The 16,761-nt window shown below is 48.4% G+C and carries 12 protein-coding genes; 9 read left to right on the forward strand and 3 right to left on the reverse strand.

Translation table 11 applies throughout. The features are described from left to right. The first annotated feature begins 8 nt into the window (after positions 1–8). From thrC to ung, 7 genes are all read left to right on the forward strand, one after another. Positions 9–1,409 carry a threonine synthase gene (gene thrC, locus ACY2RR_RS23165; protein WP_490110574.1) on the forward strand — a complete coding sequence of 467 codons (1,401 nt, stop codon included), beginning with the start codon at positions 9–11 and terminating at the stop codon, positions 1,407–1,409. Between the two features lie 137 nt (positions 1,410–1,546). Beyond that, on the forward strand, positions 1,547–3,310 hold the full coding sequence (gene recJ / locus ACY2RR_RS23170; RefSeq protein WP_490110575.1) for a single-stranded-DNA-specific exonuclease RecJ: 1,764 nt from the start codon (positions 1,547–1,549) through the stop codon (positions 3,308–3,310). A 137-nt stretch (positions 3,311–3,447) separates the two neighbouring features. After that, positions 3,448–4,543, forward strand: a protein-coding gene (gene prfB, locus ACY2RR_RS23175; protein WP_490110576.1) for a peptide chain release factor 2 whose coding sequence is annotated in 2 segments (ribosomal slippage) — positions 3,448–3,519 and positions 3,521–4,543 — 1,095 coding nt in all. Because the reading frame shifts where the segments join, the coding sequence is not laid out codon by codon here. Positions 4,544–4,697: 154 nt separating this feature from the next. Further along, positions 4,698–6,233, forward strand: a complete 1,536-nt coding sequence (gene lysS, locus ACY2RR_RS23180) for a lysine--tRNA ligase (RefSeq protein ID WP_490110577.1) — start codon at positions 4,698–4,700, stop codon at positions 6,231–6,233. Positions 6,234–6,347: 114 nt separating this feature from the next. Beyond that, complete coding sequence (locus tag ACY2RR_RS23185) at positions 6,348–7,064, forward strand: TetR/AcrR family transcriptional regulator (protein WP_490110578.1); 717 nt, start codon at positions 6,348–6,350, stop codon at positions 7,062–7,064. 61 nt (positions 7,065–7,125) lie between these two features. Next, a complete protein-coding gene (locus ACY2RR_RS23190; RefSeq protein WP_490110579.1) occupies positions 7,126–7,434 on the forward strand; it encodes a PA3694 family proteiin in 309 nt (102 codons plus the stop codon). 24 nt (positions 7,435–7,458) lie between these two features. Then, positions 7,459–8,178, forward strand: coding sequence for a uracil-DNA glycosylase (gene ung, locus ACY2RR_RS23195; RefSeq protein WP_490110580.1), 720 nt, complete (start codon positions 7,459–7,461; stop codon positions 8,176–8,178). A gap of 14 nt (positions 8,179–8,192) precedes the next feature. On the opposite strand, the gene ACY2RR_RS23200 is transcribed toward ung, so the two are convergent. From ACY2RR_RS23200 to ACY2RR_RS23210, 3 genes are read right to left on the reverse strand one after another with little or no spacing between them, the layout of a single operon-like run. Next, positions 8,193–8,501, reverse strand: coding sequence for a hypothetical protein (locus ACY2RR_RS23200; protein WP_490110581.1), 309 nt, complete (start codon positions 8,499–8,501; stop codon positions 8,193–8,195). Continuing rightward, the gene (locus ACY2RR_RS23205) at positions 8,501–9,565 is read right to left on the reverse strand and encodes a DUF1521 domain-containing protein (RefSeq protein ID WP_490110582.1); all 1,065 of its coding nucleotides are present in this window, start codon (positions 9,563–9,565) and stop codon (positions 8,501–8,503) included. The genes ACY2RR_RS23200 and ACY2RR_RS23205 overlap by 1 nt, the downstream gene beginning before the upstream one ends. Before the next feature lie 15 nt (positions 9,566–9,580). Continuing rightward, positions 9,581–9,964, reverse strand: coding sequence for a hypothetical protein (locus ACY2RR_RS23210; RefSeq protein ID WP_490110583.1), 384 nt, complete (start codon positions 9,962–9,964; stop codon positions 9,581–9,583). Positions 9,965–10,112: 148 nt separating this feature from the next. On the opposite strand from ACY2RR_RS23210, the gene ACY2RR_RS23215 reads away from it, so the two are divergent. Both ACY2RR_RS23215 and ACY2RR_RS23220 read left to right on the forward strand, forming a co-directional pair. Further along, entirely contained in the window at positions 10,113–11,231 is a 1,119-nt protein-coding gene (locus tag ACY2RR_RS23215; protein ID WP_490110584.1) for an enoyl-CoA hydratase/isomerase family protein, read from the forward strand. Positions 11,232–11,349: 118 nt separating this feature from the next. After that, a complete protein-coding gene (locus tag ACY2RR_RS23220) occupies positions 11,350–16,743 on the forward strand; it encodes a transporter substrate-binding domain-containing protein (RefSeq protein ID WP_490110585.1) in 5,394 nt (1,797 codons plus the stop codon). Positions 16,744–16,761: the final 18 nt, after the last annotated feature.

The raw sequence follows: 16,761 nt of genomic DNA on the forward strand, positions 1-16,761 counted from the left end.
AAATAATAATGAAATATATCAGTACTCGCGGGGAGGCTCCCGCACTCGGTTTTGAAGATGTTATGCTGACCGGTCTGGCCAGTGATGGTGGCCTGTATATCCCAGAATCTTTGCCTCAATTCTCTGCTGAGGACATGAAAAAGCTGGCGGCGCTGGATTATCCCGCTCTGGCAGTAGAAATTATTCGTCCTTTTGTTGCTGATTTCCTGAGCGAAGAAAAGTTGCAAAAGATTGTTGGCGAGACTTACAGCGTATTTCGCCATAAAGCAGTTGCTCCTCTTACACAGATAGATACCAATGAGTGGGTGATGGAGTTGTTCCATGGTCCAACTCTGGCCTTTAAAGATTTTGCTCTGCAGCTTCTGGGGCGCCTTCTTGATGAATCTCTTGGGCGTCGTGGTGAAAAAGCAGTAATTCTTGGTGCAACGTCTGGAGATACTGGTTCTGCTGCTATTGAAGGCTGCCGTGCTTGTGAGCATGTAGATATTTTTATCATGCATCCTCATAACCGCGTTTCAGAAGTGCAGCGCCGCCAGATGACCACGGTGTTGGCAGGCAATGTTCACAATATTGCTATTGAAGGCACCTTTGATGATTGTCAGGCGCTGGTAAAAGCCAGCTTCGCTGATCAGGCGTTTTTGGGCGAGAAGCGTCGCCTTGTGGCAGTGAACTCTATTAACTGGGCGCGAATCATGGCCCAGGTTGTTTACTACTTCCACGCTGCGCTTTCCCTTGGTGCGCCAGAGAAAGAAATCTCTTTCTCCGTACCTACAGGTAATTTTGGCGATATCTTCGCCGGCTACATTGCCAAGAAGATGGGGCTGCCGGTTAAGAAATTGATTGTTGCCACTAACTGCAACGATATCCTCCACCGCTTCTTTGCAGATAACAGCTATAGCAAGGAACAGCTTGCTCCAACGCTGTCACCAAGTATGGATATCATGGTATCCAGCAACTTTGAACGACTGTTGTTTGATGTTCATGATCGCAACGGCGCGCAGCTGAAGTTGATGATGGAAGCGTTCGATAAGACTGGTTCCATTTCTATCGACAATAATCGCTGGCAGGCAGTGAAAGCTTTGTTTGATAGTGACCGCTCTTCTGACGAAGAAGTAGTATCAACGATCAAGCAGGTGTCTGATGAGTGCAGTGGTTATCTGCTTGATCCACACACAGCTATCGGTGTGAAGGCCTCCCGTGTTTGCACCGTTGATGCTGGTAGCCCAATGGTTACTCTTGCTACAGCGCACCCGGTGAAATTTCCGGAGGCGATTGTTCGTGCAGGGTTGAGCGAACCTGAGCTGCCTGTTTGGTTGGCAGATCTCCATGACCGGCCTGAAAAGTACGATGTCCTGAAAAATGATATGCAGGGGGTGCATGGTTATATTCAGAACACCCTGAATCTTTAAGGTGTTATGTTCTCTCTAAAGGCGTGACTCTTTTTGAGTTGCGCCTTTTTTCTTTTAGAAGGTGCCTGCTCAGGAAATAAAATATGTTCATGTTAGTATGGTGAGGCATCCATGATTCCAGAGAAAACCCTGTCACTATGTCGGTAACCACCCGATCCGTTGCGATCGTTCGCCGCAAGGTTGAGCCTTGTTCTGCAACCACTCACTTTTCAGATAATATCTCCCCGCTTCTAAAGCGTATCTATGAGGCTCGTGGTATCTCCAGTGAGCAGGAGCTGCAGCGTAATCTGCAAAACCTGGAAAGCGGACAAAGCCTGAAAGATATTGATAGGGCTGCAGGGTTATTGGCTGATGCTATTACCGGTGGGCAGCGGATACTAATTGTTGGCGACTTTGATGCTGATGGTGCCACCAGTTCCGCTCTGGGAGTTTTGGCACTGCGATCAATGGGAGCTGCATTTGTAGACTTTCTGGTGCCCAATCGTTTTGAGTATGGCTATGGTTTGTCTCCTGCCATTGTTGATGTTGCCAAGCAGCAACAGCCCGATCTTTTGGTAACCGTTGATAACGGTATTTCCAGTATCGATGGTGTAAAGGCTGCCAAAGCTGCAGGTATGAAAGTTCTGGTAACGGATCATCACCTGGCCGGGGATGAGTTGCCAGAAGCAAATGCCATTGTGAATCCCAACCAGCCCGGATGTGATTTTCCCTGCAAAAGCACTGCTGGCGTGGGGGTGATTTTTTATGTGCTCTGTGAACTTCGCAATGTGTTGGAAACCAGAGGCTGGTTTCAATCCCGGCCAAAACCCAATATGGCTTCGTTTCTGGATCTTGTTGCACTGGGTACTGTGGCTGATGTGGTTGGGCTTGATGCTAATAATCGTATTCTGGTGCATCAGGGAATTGGCCGGATTCGGGCTGGCCGGGCACGTCCGGGAATCCTGGCTTTGGCCGAAGTGGCAAAACGTGAGCCTGCCCGGTTGATCGCTTCTGACATGGGCTTTGCCCTGGCTCCCCGCCTGAATGCTGCCGGACGACTGGATGATATGTCTCTTGGTATTGAGCTGCTTATTACTGACGATCCTCTTCATGCGCGTCATCTGGCCAGTCAGCTTGATGGCTTAAACCGTGAGCGCCGTGAAATTGAAGACAGCATGAAAGAAGAGGCGCTGAGAGATTTAGCCAAACTGGAGCTGGAAGAAAAATCTGAAACTAATGGTGCGGCAATGCCATGGGGAGTGTGCTTGTTTCAGGATGACTGGCATCAGGGCGTGATTGGTATTCTGGCCTCACGGGTAAAGGAAAAAATGCATCGCCCTGTGATTGCTTTTGCTCCGGGGAACGATGGAGAGATCAAAGGTTCGGCCCGCTCCATCCCTGGCTTTCATGTTCGGGATGCTTTGGATGCCGTTTCTACCCGCCATCCCGGGCTGATTCTTAAGTTTGGTGGTCATGCTATGGCGGCGGGCTTGTCGATTCTGGAAAAAGACTATCAACAGTTTTCCGAAGCTTTTGATCAGGAAGCGAGACGGCTGCTGAAACCTGAACAGCTGGAATCCTCTCTTTATACCGACGGTGGGCTGTCTGAATCTGAAATCAGCCTGGGAACGGCTGAGGTGTTAAGGGAGGCTGGTCCATGGGGGCAGAACTTCCCTGAACCGGTGTTTGATGGTGTTTTTACTCTCAAAGATCAGCGACTTGTTGGCGGCAAGCATCTAAAGGTTGTACTTGTTCCCGAGCACGGCGAAGAGTGGGTCGATGGTATCTGGTTCAATATTGATACCCGAATCTGGCCGGATACCTCTGCTGGCAAGGTCAGGGTTGTTTACCGACTGGACATTAACGAGTTTCGCGGACGCAGAAGCGTACAGTTGATGATTGAGCATTTGGAGCCCGTATAGCCCCAATTTATTGAAAAATAATGGTTGTTGAAAAAACGACTATTTTTTCAGGGTTTATGATCTGTTAGATTTACGCTCTTAATTTTTACTAATAGGGTATTTGCAAAAATACCCATCCTGAGTTTCTGGAAGCAGCAATGGAAATTAATCCGATCCTGAATGATATCAAGGATATGACGGAGCGTACTGACGTTCTTAGGGGGTATCTTTGACTATGCCGGAAAGAAAGACCGGCTGGTAGAAGTTGAGCGGGAACTTGAAGATCCCGCTGTCTGGAATAATCCGGAAAATGCCCAGGCTCTGGGACGTGAGCGCTCTCAGCTCGAAGGTGTAGTTGGAACTATCGACAACATGGATCAGGGCTTGGCGGATTCTCGCGAGCTGCTGGATATGGCTGTTGAAGAAGACGACGAAGATGGTGTGGAAGAGGTTGTTGCCGAGCTTGAAAGCTTGAAAGCGCAATTGGAAACACTGGAATTCCGTCGTATGTTCTCCGGCGAGATGGACCCTAACAACGCTTATCTGGATATTCAGTCCGGCTCCGGTGGTACCGAAGCTCAGGATTGGGCCAATATGCTGCTGCGTATGTACCTGCGCTGGGGTGAAGCAAAAGGTTTCAAATGTGAAATCATTGAAGCTTCCGCTGGTGAAGTGGCAGGTTTGAAATCCGCGACTGTTCAGTTCACTGGCGAATACGCCTTTGGCTGGTTGCGTACAGAAACTGGTGTGCATCGTCTGGTACGTAAATCACCTTTCGATTCCAGTGGTCGTCGCCATACGTCGTTTACTTCTGTGTTTGTATCCCCTGAGATTGATGACAACATTGAGATTGAAATTAATCCGGCGGATCTGCGCATCGATACCTATCGCTCCAGTGGCGCGGGTGGTCAGCACGTAAACACCACCGACTCCGCTGTACGTATTACCCACGAGCCGACAGGTATTGTGGCGGCGTGTCAGAATCAGCGTTCCCAGCATCAGAACAAAGATAAGGCCATGCAGCAGCTGAAGGCCAAACTGTATGAGCTGGAGATGCAGAAGCGTTCCGCCGAAGCACAGGCGCTGGAAGAGACCAAGGCCGATATAGGCTGGGGTAGCCAGATCCGTTCTTACGTGCTGGATGACTCCAGAATCAAGGATCTGCGTACCGGCGTTGAAAACCGGAATACCCAGTCGGTTCTGGATGGTGATCTTGACCGCTTTATTGAAGCCAGTCTCAAACAGGGACTGTAACCCGGCTTTTGTAATGCCGGGTGTGTTACCGGATAACAGTGAGTTGTAATGGCAGTGAATGCCAAGACGGCTTAATATGTTGTCCATTAGGAAATTTATCTACTGAAGCGGGGCTGTAGCTGCAGCCCCGCTTCGTGATTTCAGGTCTGAGTCAATGTCTAACGAAAATGTAACTGATGTTTCCAGTGAACAGCAGGACGAGAACAAGCTGATTGCTCTGCGTCGTGAGAAGCTGGGAGCCATTCGTAAAGAGCGCAATGCTTACCCAAACACCTTCCGTCGCGATAGCTACGCTGCCAACCTGCAGGAAGAGTGCAAGGATCTGAGCAAACCAGACCTGGAAGCTGCGGGTAAACGTGCCAGTGTTGCTGGCCGTATCGTACTGAACCGTGGCGCTTTCATGGTTCTGCAGGATATGACTGGCCGTATCCAGGCTTACGTAAACCGTAAGACTCTGGACAAAGACGTTCTGGCCGAGATCAAGACTCTGGACCTGGGCGACATTATCGGTATTTCCGGTAATCTGCAGCGTTCCGGCAAAGGTGACCTGTTCGTAGAAATTGAAACCTTCGAACTACTGACCAAGTCTCTGCGTCCTCTGCCAGAAAAGCACAAAGGTCTGGCCGATATCGAAATGCGCTATCGTCAGCGCTACGTTGACCTGATCACCAACGAAAAGTCCCGGGAAGTGTTCCGTGTGCGTTCTCAGTTGGTGGAAGGCATTCGTCGCTACTTGGCCGACCGTGATTTCATGGAAGTAGAAACTCCCATGCTGCAGGTGATTCCTGGTGGTGCTTCTGCTCGTCCATTCATTACTCATCACAACAGCCTGGATATCGATATGTACATGCGTATCGCTCCAGAACTGTACCTGAAGCGTCTGGTTGTAGGTGGTTTTGAGCGTGTGTTCGAAATTAACCGTAACTTCCGTAACGAAGGTCTGTCTGTTCGTCACAACCCTGAGTTCACCATGCTGGAGTTCTACCAGTCTTATGCGGACTACAAGGATCTGATGGATCTGACTGAAGACATGCTGCGTACTGTGGCGCAGGATATTCTGGGCACAGCTGTTATCACTAACACTGTTCGCAACAGCGAAGGTGAAGTGACTGAAACTCACGAATATGACTTCGGTAAGCCTTTTGTGCGCATGACTATGGTTGAGTCCATTTTGCACTATAATCCCGCTCTGACTGAGGAGCAGGTAACAGATTTTGAGCAGGCGAAAGCTGTCGCAAAAGATCTGGGTATCGAAGTGAAGCCAACCTGGGGGCTGGGCAAGCTGCAGACGGAAATCTTTGAAGAGGTTGCTGAGCATCGCCTGATGCAGCCAACCTTTATCACTGAGTACCCTGCTGAAGTATCTCCGCTGGCTCGTCGCAATGATGACAACCATCACGTAACAGACCGCTTTGAGTTCTTTGTCGGTGGTCGCGAACTGGCCAATGGCTTCTCCGAGCTGAACGACCCGGAAGACCAGCATGAACGTTTCATGCAGCAGGTGAACGAAAAGGATGCCGGTGACGACGAAGCGATGCATTACGATGCAGACTACGTACGTGCACTGGAATACGGTCTGCCACCAACTGCCGGTGAAGGTATTGGTATTGACCGTCTGGCCATGTTGTTTACTGATTCTCCGTCTATCCGTGATGTGATTCTGTTCCCCCATATGCGTCCTGAAGCATAAAGCAGGTAACAGAGACTGAATCTGCCAGTCCTTCTTTGATGAAGGACTGGTATAAAAACACTCAGGTGGCCAGGTGTGGGGGTCGGGCACCACAGCATAACAAAGGCTTTTCCGATGGAAGCAACCAAAGAAGCATCTGAAAAAGCGCCGTCCCTGAAGTATCAGGGTCGCAAAACAAGTCGTGCAGGCAGTGAACAACGCCGCAGAGCTATTCTTGAAGCAGCATTGCGGATTGTTGTTCGCGAAGGTGTACGGGGCGTTCGACACCGGGCTGTGGCTAAGGAAGCTGATGTTCCTTTATCGGCTACAACATATTATTTCAAAGATATTTCCGATCTGATTACAGACACCTTTACCCTGTTTGTAGAGGTTGGCGTTGAGAAATATCGTTTCTTCTGGAATGAGTCAGAAGAAACTCTTATTGGTGCTTTGCACCAACTCAGAAATGTACCAGAGAAACGCTCAGCAGTTCTTGGCGGTATTCTTGATCTGGTTGTTCAATATTTGCGAACCCAGTTGCTGGAGCACCGGGATTACCTTCTGGCAGAACAGGCATTTCGTCTGGAATGTTTGCGTAATGAAAACCTTAAAGCCATAGCCAGTAAGCACTCTGAGTATCTTCATGCAGATCTGAGAAAGATGTTCTCGGAGGCTGGTTCCAAAGCACCTGATGTTGATGCTGCTTTGATGACTGAGCTGATTTTTGCGGCCGAGTATCAGGGTTTGATGAGACCAGTCGGTGAGTTTGATGAAGTCGCTATTCGCAACTTTATCGGACGTGGCCTTCAGCATATGCTGCATGGTGTTTTCGAAGAGCCTGTTGCAAAGTAGATATTTCCTGCCAGTCCTACACTCATATAAAATGGCCCTGCAGAATTTCAGGCAGGGCCTTATGAAAATAAACAACACCATACAATTAATTCTAGTTGCGCTGATCTCGATTGTGGGAACCGTCTTTGTTCTTCACAATAACGGCTATGTGAAGCATTCTTCTATTGAAGATGCTCTATATGTTTCTGAATTTTCCCTGCTTGCTAATACTCCTGGCCTTGCTCAGACTGTTTCTACAAAGCCCGCAGACTTTGTTGCCCGTTGTGAGCAGGGATATCTGGTGATGGATGCTGTGGATAAGGTTTCGAAGAGTCTGACAGGAATGGTTGTTGATCAAAAAAAACGACTAGTGGCCTGTATTTCAAATTAAGCGTACTTGTTTTTGGAGAGAGGCATGCCTGATATCAGGTTGGCAGACAGCTGGAAGAACCGTATTGGTGACGAATTCTCAAAAGAGTATATGCAGCGTCTGCGGGCTTTTCTGGTAAGTGAGAAACAGTCTGGGAAGGTCGTATATCCTAAAGGTTCGGAATATTTTCGGGCTATGGATCTGACGCCTTTCGAATCCGTAAAGGTTGTGATTCTGGGGCAGGACCCTTATCACGGCCCTGGTCAGGCTCATGGTCTTAGCTTCTCTGTTCGTCCGGGTGTTCAGCCGCCACCGTCTCTTATTAATATTTATAAAGAACTGGAAAGTGATCTTGGTATTCCTCCGGTCAGGCATGGTTTTCTTGAGCAGTGGGCTCGTGAAGGTGTTCTGCTTCTGAATGCCGTGTTATCTGTGCAGCATAAGCAGGCGGCATCCCATCAAGGGCAGGGTTGGGAAGAGTTTACTGACCGGATTATTCGGGAGCTGAACGATAGCCGGGATAATCTTGTCTTTATTCTTTGGGGCAGTTACGCGCAGCGTAAAGGTAACTTTATCGATGCATCTCGCCATTGCGTAATTAAATCACCACATCCTTCACCGCTGTCTTCTTATCGGGGATTCTTTGGCAGCCGTCCTTTTTCCCGCGCCAATGAGTACCTGGTGCAACATGGTCAGGCACCAGTGAACTGGCAGTTAAGTGAAGTCGCTGTAGAGGAAGGTGGGCAGCAGCCAGTAATGGCTTAAAAAGGTTGAATTGATCAGATACGCAGCTGTTTGTTCATAGCTTTGGCTAGGCGGCTGCGTTTTTTGTTCTTTTTCTTATTGCCTTTTGAATCCTCATTGGGTTCAAGGTTTGCGCCGTCCATAAACTCTTTGAGTTCTTTCTGGGCTTTCTGGCGTTCTTCGGCGTTGGCAGGAATATGCTCAAGAAACTCTTTGCTGGCACCAGCCTGCAAGCCAAGTTCTTTGCGAACCTTTTCCATTCTTTTGAGGCTGTTCTCGCCGGTTTTGATCAGCTTGTCGCTGTCTGCGAGAACGTCCCTGATATCCTTGCCTTCGGTCGCCATCAGATATTCCGTATGATTTCCTTGGCCTGGCTGTACTGCTGCTTCATAACCTGGGAAGCCAGTGAGTTGGTTTGCTCATACTTACCGGTCAGGGATTGAAGCTGCACCATATCCAGCTGAGAGGTACTGGTGAGAGATTCTTTTGTACTCTTTAACTGTTCGGTCAGGTTGGAGATTTCTTCTGGGGTCAGCATGCCTGAACCACTGGCGTCGTAAACAGTGATGCCCAATTCATCTAAAAGAGCCTGCTCCTCTGGCGTGAGCAATTGCTGAATGGTTTGGTTAGCTTCCACGACCTCTTCGTGAGTTAAGTCGCCTTGCCCTTCCGTTACGTTCTTAAAGCCTCCACTGATCTCTTCACCATTGAAGAGCCAGTCATCAGCCTGATCACCCATTTTGAAAATATATCCATCATTGGTGGCCGCATCCAGCTGTGCACCGTTCAATTCCGGTTTTCCTATCTGGGGATCATTCGCTGTTATGCCTGTTACGTGAATGGACTGGTTCGCTTTGGTGATAATGAGTTCATCAGCAAAAACGTTTTTATCCCTACGGCCAATGTCCTTGGTTTTTACTGTGATTTTGGTACCGTCATCCAGCATAAATGTGGCATCTTCCTGGAAGTCCCACTGCTTGTTACCGCTGCGATCGCCCTCATTTACGTGTGGGTCTCCCCAGATCTTGGTCGTATTACCGTTGGCGTCCATGATAGTGAAACTTTCGTCCTTGCCATGAATCTGAATCTTGTAACCGTTATCCAGGGCTATTTCTTTGGGATCTTTATTGTGGTCAACGGTCCAGGTGTTTTCACTCACTGCTGTGGTGGTGGTTTTGTGATTCAGGAGTTTCGACTGAATCTGATTCAGTGAACGGATTTGTTCGTTTTTCTTGTGGACCAGGCCAATCTGGTCCCTGATCTGTTTATCCAGAATTTCTGAGCGCTCCAGCATAACCAGTGTATTCAGGTCACCGATGCTGAGGTGTTTGTCATTAAGGTCAACACCCTGCAGCCCTGTCTGCTGAATGCCACCAATATTCTGGCCGCCAGTCTGAATACCGCTCATGCCACTGTCTCCTGATTAAATGAAACCGCCGCGCTTCTTCTTGGTGCGCTTGGTTGTGGCTTTCTTTTCCGCCAAAGGTTGCTTGAGATTTTTGCGACGCTCTTTGCGTTCAAGCCTCAGCTCTTGCTTCTTGGCCATAACCGCGGATTTGACTTCAGTTTTGACTTCCGTCTTCCAGGCCTTCATTTCAGAGGCAACCTGCTTGATATCTTCTTCAGAGCCCAGCTTCATGCTCATCGCTTTTTTAAGCAGGCCGGGTTCAAACTCGAACTCTTCCTTGGTTTTTTCAAAGGAAGTGACCTGCTTCTGGGCTTGCTTGATTATTTCGTCAATCTGATCACAGAGAAGCTCTGACTTTGATTTGGTCTTCTCCTGACTCATCTCGCAGGAAACAGGCATTGTCCTACAGCTCCAGTTTTGGATTCTCAATCATTTATCGCGTTTCTACGGCAGCTCTTTAATGGCTTGGCCGGTTCCGACCTTGAAAGGCTATGGTGTGACTGGCCTAATGGCACATGGTTGCCGTAGAGGGGGAGAGGTTTTAAAAATGACAAAAAACTGTCAGGTTCAATTTCAGGAATATGCCAGTGTCTCCGGGCACAAAATTGTACGGGCCACTCTAGATGCTCAGGCCAGTTTGAATGCTCTGACACTGGATATGATTGATGCTCTGCATGAACAATTCCAGCAATGGGAAAATGATAACGATGTCGCTGTGGTTGTACTTGATGGCGCGGGCGAAAAGGCGTTCTGTGCCGGTGGGGATATCCGCCAGCTTCACGCTTCTGTCATTGAAAGCGACTTTGGACCAAACCCTTATGGGGAGGCATTTTTCTCCCGGGAATATCGGCTGGACCATCTGATTCATACATTTCCAAAGCCTGTACTCTGCTGGGGTAGCGGTATTGTCATGGGTGGTGGTATAGGCCTGATGGCTGGAGCATCGCACCGGGTGGTCACACCCTCATCAAAGCTGGCAATGCCGGAAGTATCTATCGGCTTGTTCCCGGATGTTGGTGGGAGTTGGATTCTCGGGAGAATGCCTGGCCGTACAGGATTGTTCCTTGGTCTGACTGGAACACGTATGAATGCCAGTGATGCACTGTTCTGTGGAATTGCTGACCGCTTGCTTGAGAGCGACTCTTTACCGGAAGTTATTAATCTGATGAAGAGCACAGAGTGGCAGAGCGCGGAGCAGGCTAACCACCGGGCTTTGACAAGTTTACTCCGGGCGTTGGAAAAGCAGCAATCTGTGGCCAAGCCTGTTTCGCCGATTCAGGAAAATTTTGATGATCTTCAAAAGGTTACGGATGCCGAAACGCCTAATGAAGTCTTGAGCAACATCAGAAACCAGTCTGGAGATTGGTGGCAGCGGGCGGGAGATTCCCTTGAAAAAGGGTGCCCGCTAACGGCTGGTCTTGTGTTCGAACAGCTGGAACGGTCAAAGCACCTGTCTCTTGCTGATGTTTTCAGGATGGAGCTGGAAATGGCTGTTGGTTGTTTGAGAGGTCCTAACTTTGCTGAAGGTGTCAGGGCACTGCTGCTGGAAAGAGGCAGTTCTCCCAAATGGACTCCTGCGAGCCTGAATGACGTGAAGGCCTCTGACCTTTCCCCCTACTTTTCTTCCCCCTGGTCCGGCGGTCAGCATCCTTTGAAAGAAATGTAAAACAAAGTCACCTGTTGGTTTATTGATCTCTATTAAACCAGCAGGTGGCGAGTTTCTTATAAACTAGCCTGCGATTATTGTGATTCTGCCTGTGGTTCTGATGATAAAAAAGAGCAGAATGGGGGCTGGGCGTGTCCGTTTCCCTTTTCGGTATTTTGTTTTCCTGACTCTTCTTGTGAGTTCCTGCCTTGTAGGGGCTGAGAGCAATCCCCCTCTTAGGGTCGCTTTTACTAATGGTTTTCTTTCTACTGATGACCAGGTAACGATTACTCTGGGTATGATGGATGGTTACTGGCAGCAGTGGACCAGTAAGTACAATCAGCCGGTGCATCAGAAAGCGTTTGCCACATGGGAGCTGGCGGGAGAGTCAGTCCGCTCCGGGGGGAGTGATCTTCAAACGATGTTCTGCGAAGAGGGGCACTGTAATGGGCAGACAGTTCTGGCCACTACCCCTCTTGAACTCTATAGAGAGAATTACCTGCAGCGTTCTACGCCAGAGCACAATGATACTGTTGCTGTATGGACGGGAGGCCCGGCCTCTCTTTGGTTAAAGAAAAACCATCCCGAATGGCAGCTCCTGGAAGTCTCCAGTGTTGAGGAACTGTGGGATAGTATTCAGCAAAGGAAAGTCCAGTGGCTTTTTGGTAACCGCAACTCCACTGACGCCTTTTTGGGTGAAAGTGGTCTGACGAAGGATTTTATACCTGTACCTTCTGCTCGCCTCAGATTGAACTACGTGGTTAAAGTCCCTGACAACAGTATTGCATTGAAGGAACGGCTCAAATCTTTCATACACAGTGGTGAGACAAAGTGGGGGGATGCTTACCAGAGGGATACGATCCATGCTCTTATCTACCCGGATAAGAGTGCTAAACCCATTATTGTTGCTGTTGATTCAGATATTCCTCCGCTGTCTTTTATTGATGCCCTTGGCGAACCAAGTGGATTGTTTGTAGACCTCTGGCGTAACTGGGCTAAGAAAACAGGAACAACTGTTGTCTTCAAGGCCGGAACTGCCAGCCATAATATTCAGGCATTGGAGAATGGTGAGGTTGATATTTATGCCTCCATGTCTAAAACCAGAGAGCAAAGGGACTGGCTTCGTTTTCTCAACCCGGCTTATGTGATCGCTTCAACGTTTTACTACCGGAAAGATATTGGCCCTGTTGGTGGATACAACACATTAAGCGGGCAGCGCATAGGTGTTGTTGGTGGGTCTGCTCAGGCTGAGTTTGTTGAGAAGTGGTTGCCAGGATCGATACTGGTTCCTTTCGAGTCAAATCAGGATATGGTGCGTGCTCTATCGAGTGGCTCCATACGAACATTTGTTGCTGAAGAAATCGCTATTTCACACCTTCTGAAGCAATCTTCCCTGAATCGAAATATTGCCAGTGTGGATAGTAGTCTGCTGAGGGAAGATCTGAGTCCAGCCATTCGCACTGAGCAGGATCAATTAAAAACTTTAATAAACAAAGGGTTTAGCCAGCTTTCACCTTCAGAGCTTGTTGCAATTGAAGCTCGCTGGATTGAAGAGGACCGATATCGCTTTTTTCGGGGGCCAGATAAATCTCTTCAGTTGTCGGATACTGAGCAGCAGTGGTTGCGTGAAAATCCTATTATCCCTGTTGTTGTCGAGACAGATTTGCCACCATTGTCGTTTACCAGTGAGGACGGGAAGCTTGACGGCATAGCTGTTGACTACCTGAAAGCTATTGAAAAGAAGCTTGGGGTGAGATTCTCTTTTCAATTCAGTCACGGCTGGGAAGAGAGTAAGCGACGACTGTTCTTTGGCGAAGCAACCATTGCCCCTGTACTGAGTCTTGATGCTGTCAGACAGAATGACGATGTTGAGTATTCAGTGCCACTGATGAATGTTCCTACCGTTGTCATAACCAGAGATTCATTTCCTGCTATAGCTCCTGGTACGGATTTAAAAGGTATAAATCTGGGGTATGTCAAAAGTTATCGGACGAAGACTTATCTGGCAGCCAAGTATCCAGATCTGGTTCTGACAGAAGTAAAAAACGTAGCTGATGGGCTGACTATGGTTTCAGTCGGCTCTATTGATGTTTTGGTTACAAACCTGTCTTCGGCCAGCTACCTGATTGAGCAGCTGAATATCACCAACTTAAAAGTTGCCAGAGACACTGGGCTGCAACACACATTAAAATTGGCCTCAACCCGGGGCTATCCGGTTTTTGCCCAGATTATCAACAAAACATTGAATGATTTTTCCCAAGAGGAAAAACAGGCAATAAGAGACAAATGGATCAATATCCCTGTTGCTCCAGCCAAACTTCATCCCGGAGTGCTTGCTGCCATTGCTTTGGTTTTGGCTGTGCTGGTTATGTTTGTGTACTGGAACAGGAGATTATTCCGCGAAGTCACAGAACGTCAGCGTGTAGAAGGAATGTTGCGCACCCGGGCGGAAAATGACCGGATTCTCAGCTCTATAACCCGGCAGTTTATGGATTGTCCCCTCGACAATGCTGTTTACGAGACGCTGGAAACACTGACCGCTTTCCAGAGTTCGTTATACAGTTGGGTGGTGATGATTGATAATTCAGGCTCTCGTCTGTCTGTCCCCTGGGTGGGAAGTTTTCACGATTTGAACGAAGACAAAAGTGAGCAACTTTGTCTGTTAACCCGCTCAGATTACACCGATCTTTATAAAACTCCGTTGCTGGGCAGTGTTTGTCAGGTACGGGTTTCTCAGCTGAATAACAACTTCCCGAAATTTATCAAAGCAATGAGCACGTTGGGTGCTCACTCTGTTATCCATGTGCCTATGCTTCAGGCTGGCAAGGTTATTGGTTTTCTTGCCCAGACTTGTACCTATGACCGGGTTTGGGGAGCAGATGAAGTTATGCTCATGCGCCGGGTGGGTGAGCTTGTGGCCATCAGTTATTCCCGGAAGCAGGCAGAAGATGCCCTTCGAACCAGTGAAGAGCGTTATCAACTGGCAATGGATGCTGCTACGGATGGTTTGTGGGATTGGGATCTTGCCGACAATTGTATTTATTACAGCGCGCGCTATATGGCGATGCTTGGGTATAGACCGGGTGATATTGCTGAAACGGAAGTTGCCTGGAGGCGGATGATTCATCCGGGAGATAAAACGGAAGTCGTTCAATATATACAGCGGGTTTTCAGCTCCAGTAATTTGCCTTTTCAGCTGGTTTTCCGTCTTCGGTGCAGAAGTGGGAGTTATGCCACGGTCAGTATGAAAGGTAAGGTCATCAGCCGTGACGTGACCGGAAACCCACTTCGGGCTATCGGGACAATTATCGATATAACAGAGCAGAAGGAGTGGGAAAGAGAGCTGGCAATGGCTCGCTTTTCTCTCGATCGATCCGGCGACCATATCCACTGGCTGCGGCAGGATGGCTCTCATAAATATGCTAATGAATCAGCTGCACAGTCATTGGGGTATTCTCGTGATGAGCTGTTGAAGAAAAATATCACTGAAATAAATCCTGAAATGAACAGCAAGAGCTGGCAGATATTCTGGCAGCAGCTTAAGAGCATGGGGATCTGCACTTATGAAACATTGCGTCAGGCCCACAATGGAGAACAGTTCCCGGTAGAAATTACGGCAAGCTACATGGAGTACGAAGGTGAGGGCTTTATGTTTGCCACCTGCCGGAATATTTCAGAGAGAAAGGCACAGGAAGAAGCTCTTCGCCATGCAAAGGAAGAGGCTGATAAAGCAAGTCAGGCTAAGAGTGAGTTTCTGGCTAACATGAGTCATGAAATTCGTACACCCATGAATGCCATCATGGGTATGAGTCAACTGGTTCTGGAAACCGAATTGAATACGGTTCAAAAAGATTATGTTGGCAAGGTCTGTAATGCCGCAGAGGTTTTGCTGGGTATCATCAATGATATTCTCGATTTCTCAAAAATTGAAGCCGGGAAGATGGTTCTGGAAAATGCGCCTTTCTCCCTGCCTCAAGTGCTGGATAACCTTTATGGCATGGTGTCGATTCAGGCGCGCAATAAAGGAATAGATTTTCGCATCAATTGCGATGACGATGTTCCTGAGTGGCTGGAGGGTGATTCACTCAGACTTGGCCAGATACTGCTCAATCTGGTTTTCAATGGCATCAAATTTACCTCTTCTGGTGAGGTTGCTGTAGATATCAGTGTCACTTCTGATTGGAAACGCAGCGATAGATCGAGAAGAAATAAAGGGAAAGTGGGGCTTTCCTTTGCAGTAATAGATACGGGGATAGGTATAGCCGCAGACAAGCTTGTCGTTCTCTTTGAATCGTTCTCTCAGGTGGATAGTTCAACAACCCGGCGGTTCGGAGGTACGGGGCTTGGATTAACGATTTGCAAGCGGCTTATTGAGTTGATGGGTGGGACTATTCGTGTTGAATCAACTCAGGGGCAGGGCAGCCGTTTCTACTTTGAAGTTGTGTTGGGGGTCTCTGAAGCTCCCCAAGTCATTGAATCATCAGACTCAATGTTTGTTCACCTTGTCAAAGGGCATAACCGCATTCTTTTGGCTGAGGATAATGAAGTTAACCAGCAGGTTGCTGTTGCTTTGTTAAGGCGAATGGGAGCTGACGTCACAGTTGTTAATGATGGGCAGAAGGCTGTAGAAAAAGTTTCTGAAGAAGAATTTGATCTGGTGTTTATGGACATCCAGATGCCGGTGATGGACGGTTACAGTGCCGCCCGTGCTATTCGTCAGTTGCCAGACAGTTTTTCCCTCCCTGTTATTGCTATGACAGCCCACGCCATGGTGGAAGACAGAAACCGTTGCATTGCTGCCGGTATGAATGACCATATCTCCAAGCCACTGGTGGTAGAACAGTTACATAAACTGGTTGCACGCTACCTTCCAACCCAGAGCGAGGACACTAAGGAGGCGCATAACGCAATTGCGGTCCGGACAGTTCTTAAAACAATTCCTGGTGTGAATGTGCAGCAGGGACTGAATCGCCTGATGGGGGATGAAAAACTCTACAAGCAATTGCTGCATCGCTTTAAGGAAGATAATCACAATTTCTGTGAGATCGTTCAGAACGTTTGGGCTCAGGGCGATACCGATGAGCTGCGCTTTCAGGCCCACAGTTTGAAAAGTGTTGCCGGTAATCTGGGTATGGAGACTTTAGGTGAGGCGGCAGCAGCAGTAGAAAGAATGGCAGCCAACAGCTCAGTAGAACCTGCTGCTCTTACAGATGTTATGGAGACTCTGCTGGGGGAGATGGAGAAGGTTCTGGCTGAGTTGGATGGCATCACTTTACCGGACGACCCTCAGGACTCTGACGTTTCCAGGCATGGCGACAATGATGAAAGCTCCATTGTTCTTATTCAGCGACTTTATGCAGAACTTATGGGGGGAGAGATTGATGCTGCGGGTACATTCCAACAGCTAAAGCAGTCGTTGGGAGCTGAACACAGCTACAACCAGCTTGAGCAGATTCAGTTAGAAATTGAAAGCTTCGATTATGCAGCCGCCGCTAAAACGGTTGCTTCACTGCGGGAAAAATTAGCTGAGTAGGCTTAACCCTGCTCAGCT

It is taken from the genome of Parendozoicomonas sp. 2304DJ65-17 (genome assembly GCF_058148445.1).

Excerpts from the sequence above, each read along its gene's own strand:
- thrC (WP_490110574.1), top strand. The coding sequence starts at position 9 with ATGAAATATATCAGTACTCGCGGGGAGGCTCCCGCACTCGGTTTTGAA.
- recJ (WP_490110575.1), top strand. The coding sequence starts at position 1,547 with ATGTCGGTAACCACCCGATCCGTTGCGATCGTTCGCCGCAAGGTTGAG.
- lysS (WP_490110577.1), top strand. The coding sequence starts at position 4,698 with ATGTCTAACGAAAATGTAACTGATGTTTCCAGTGAACAGCAGGACGAG.
- ACY2RR_RS23185 (WP_490110578.1), top strand. The coding sequence starts at position 6,348 with ATGGAAGCAACCAAAGAAGCATCTGAAAAAGCGCCGTCCCTGAAGTAT.
- ACY2RR_RS23190 (WP_490110579.1), top strand. The coding sequence starts at position 7,126 with ATGAAAATAAACAACACCATACAATTAATTCTAGTTGCGCTGATCTCG.
- ung (WP_490110580.1), top strand. The coding sequence starts at position 7,459 with ATGCCTGATATCAGGTTGGCAGACAGCTGGAAGAACCGTATTGGTGAC.
- ACY2RR_RS23200 (WP_490110581.1), bottom strand. The coding sequence starts at position 8,501 with ATGGCGACCGAAGGCAAGGATATCAGGGACGTTCTCGCAGACAGCGAC.
- ACY2RR_RS23205 (WP_490110582.1), bottom strand. The coding sequence starts at position 9,565 with ATGAGCGGTATTCAGACTGGCGGCCAGAATATTGGTGGCATTCAGCAG.
- ACY2RR_RS23210 (WP_490110583.1), bottom strand. The coding sequence starts at position 9,964 with ATGCCTGTTTCCTGCGAGATGAGTCAGGAGAAGACCAAATCAAAGTCA.
- ACY2RR_RS23215 (WP_490110584.1), top strand. The coding sequence starts at position 10,113 with ATGACAAAAAACTGTCAGGTTCAATTTCAGGAATATGCCAGTGTCTCC.
- ACY2RR_RS23220 (WP_490110585.1), top strand. The coding sequence starts at position 11,350 with ATGGGGGCTGGGCGTGTCCGTTTCCCTTTTCGGTATTTTGTTTTCCTG.